Origin of the sequence: Dokdonella sp., assembly GCF_049593775.1 — a bacterium.
GTDB lineage: Bacteria > Pseudomonadota > Gammaproteobacteria > Xanthomonadales > Rhodanobacteraceae > Dokdonella.
In genome coordinates, this window is sequence record NZ_JBAWHJ010000171.1 from 1 (window position 1) to 3,175 (window position 3,175).

At 60.4% G+C, this 3,175-nt stretch carries 1 protein-coding gene; it reads left to right on the forward strand.

Annotated elements, in window-relative coordinates; genetic code table 11:
- Window positions 1-381: 381 nt before the first annotated feature.
- The coding region (locus tag WBP53_RS05950; protein WP_423926912.1) for a WD40/YVTN/BNR-like repeat-containing protein at window positions 382-3,175 on the forward strand (2,794 nt) is incomplete at its 3' end.

Below are 3,175 nucleotides of genomic sequence, written 5' to 3' on the forward strand. Positions count from 1 at the left end.
GCGCTTGTGTGGCCGGCTTGATGTTCGCGCTAATCCTTCTCCCCCGCTTGAAGCTGCCGCAGGCAAGGAAGGTACGCACCAGCAGGGCAGGTTCGCAGCGAGCGTACCTTCATCCGGCCGTTGGCTACCGTCTCCCGGAGGAAGAAGGTAGCCAACGCGCTTGAATTGCCAGTTTCGGTATGGGCTAGCCCGGACTATTCATGAATACGCGCGATGATCGCGCAGAGCATTGGATTCACATGGAGCTTCGTGATCGAGCGCATAGCGGTGACTATGGGCGAGTGAGCGAAAATCCATGTGGATTCAAGGGACAAGCGAGGGCGTGTGTTTTTCATGAATAGTCCGGGCTAGACTCGGCACGTCCAATCAGGGGAGTTCCAGATGAAGTATTTGCTGCTTGCGGCGATGGCGCTGCTGTTGGCCTTCGGTATTTCAACGCTCAATGCCGAGAAGTCGAAGGGCACGATGAACGCCGAGACGTTTTCCGGGCTGAAGCTGCGCGGCATCGGCCCGGCCTTGATGTCCGGCCGCATTGCAGACATCGCCATTGATCCGGTCGACGCCAGTACCTGGTATGTCGCCGTCGGCTCGGGCGGCGTCTGGAAAACCGAAAACGCAGGCACGAGCTGGAAATCGGTGTTCGACGGCCAGGGTTCGTATTCCATCGGCAGCGTGACCCTCGACCCGGGCAATCGCCATACCGTCTGGGTAGGCACAGGCGAGAACGTTGGCGGTCGCCATGTCGGCTATGGCGACGGCGTCTATCGCAGCGAGGATGGTGGCACGACCTGGAAGAACATGGGCCTCAAGGCCAGCGAGCGCATTTCAAAGATCATTGTCCATCCGGACGACAGCAACGTCGTATGGGTCGCCGCGCAAGGTCCGTTGTGGTCAAAGGGTGGCGAGCGCGGCCTCTACAAGACGATGGACGGCGGCGAAACCTGGAAGCGTGTTCTGGATGCCGGCGAATGGGCCGGTGTCACCGACATCGCGATCGATCCGCGTGACCCGGACCTGCTCTATGCGGCCACCTGGCAACGCCAGCGTTCGGTGGCCGCCTATATTGGCGGCGGCCCGGAATCCGGATTGCATCGTTCAAACGATGGTGGCGAAACCTGGGAGCGCCTGAAAACCGGCTTGCCTGAAGGCCCGATGGGCAAGATCGGCTTGGCCATCTCTCCGCAGAAACCCGACGTACTCTATGCAGCGATTGAACTCGAGCGTCGCAAAGGCGCGGTTTATCGTTCCAGCAATCGCGGCAGCAGCTGGGAAAAGCGTTCGGACACCGTTTCCGGTGGCACCGGTCCGCACTACTATCAGGAACTGTACGCCAGCCCGCACGCCTTCGATCGCATCTATCTGGCCGACGTGCGCATGCAGATCAGCGACGATGGCGGCAAGACCTTCCGGCCAATGGAAGAAAAAAACAAGCACTCGGACAATCATGCGCTGGCCTTTCGCGCCGATGACCCCGACTATCTGCTGGTAGGCAGCGATGGCGGCCTCTACGAAAGCCTGGATCTGGCCAGCACCTGGCGCTATATCGACAACCTTCCGTTGACCCAGTTCTACAAGGTCGCCGTTGACGACGACGAACCCTTCTACAACATCTACGGCGGCACCCAGGACAATTCATCGCAAGGCGGACCATCGCGAACCGACAACCGCAACGGCATTAGAAATTCCGACTGGTTCATCACGCTGTTCGCCGATGGTCATCAATCGGCCACGGAACCCGGCAACCCGGATATCGTCTACGCCGAGTGGCAGGAGGGAAACCTGGTCCGCTACGACCGCAGTACCGGTGAGGTTGTCTACATCCAGCCGCAACCCGAGCCTGGCGACGAAGCGGAGCGATTCAACTGGGATGCTCCGATCCTGGTCAGCCCGCACGACCCGAAACGCATCTATTTCGCATCGCAGCGCGTATGGCGCTCGGACAATCGCGGCGACACCTGGCGCCCGATTTCGACCGATCTCAGCCACGGCAAGGATCGCATGCAGATGCCGCTGATGGGGCGACAGCAAAGTTGGGATGCGGCCTGGGACATGTTCGCCATGTCCAACTTCGGCAGCATCACCTCACTGGCCGAGTCACCGAAGGCCGAAGGCCTGCTCTATGCCGGCACCGATGACGGCCTGATTCAGATCAGCGAGGACGGCGGCGAAAGCTGGCGCGCGGTGGAAGTCGGAAGTTTGCCAGGCGTGCCCAGGGAGGCCTTCGTCAATGACATTCGGGCTGACCTGTTTGATGCCGATACGGTGTACGTCGCGCTCGACAATCACAAGAACGGTGATTTCAAACCCTACCTCTATCGTTCCACCAACCGTGGTCGCAGCTGGAGTTCGATGGCTGGCGACTTGCCCGACCGCCATCTGGTGTGGCGCCTGGTGCAGGATCACGTCAAACCCGAACTGTTCTTTGCCGCAACCGAATTCGGCCTCTACTTCTCGCCCGATACGGGAAGCCACTGGGTGCAATTGAAGGGTGACGCACCGACGATTTCGTTCCGCGACGTGACCATCCAGAGACGCGAGAACGATCTGGTCGGCGCATCGTTTGGTCGAGGCTTCTTTGTCCTTGATGACTATTCGGCGCTGCGCGATATCGATGCCGCAGCGCTGGAACGGGACGCAACGCTTTTCACGCCACGCCGCGCCTGGTGGTACATCGAAAAGCGTCCGATGGGCGGAGATGGCAAGGCCGACCAGGGCGAAGGCTACTTCGTTGCGCCCAACCCCGACTTTGGCGCGATATTCACCTACTTCCTGAAAGATGATCTGCAGAGCCGCACCGACAAGCGCAAGGCGGACGAAAAGCCGTTGGCCGAGTCAGGCAAGAACACGCCCGTACCCTCCTGGGCCGAACTCGAAGCCGAGCGTCGTGAGCAGGAACCTGCCCTGATGCTGGTGATTCGGGATACCGATGGCGACATCATCCGTCGGGTACCGGCACCGGCGAAGAAAGGCGTGCAGCGGGTTAGCTGGGATCTGCGCTATCCATCGATGGATGCTATCGGCACTCCGCCCGACTATTTCACACCGGAGCCAATCGGTTTCCTCGCCATGCCAGGCGAATACAGCGCAACGCTGGAACAGCGTGTAGACGGTGCTGTGACGGCGATAGCCGGGCCGGTCGACGTGAAGGTGGAGCAAATGCGCGCCGGTTCACTGC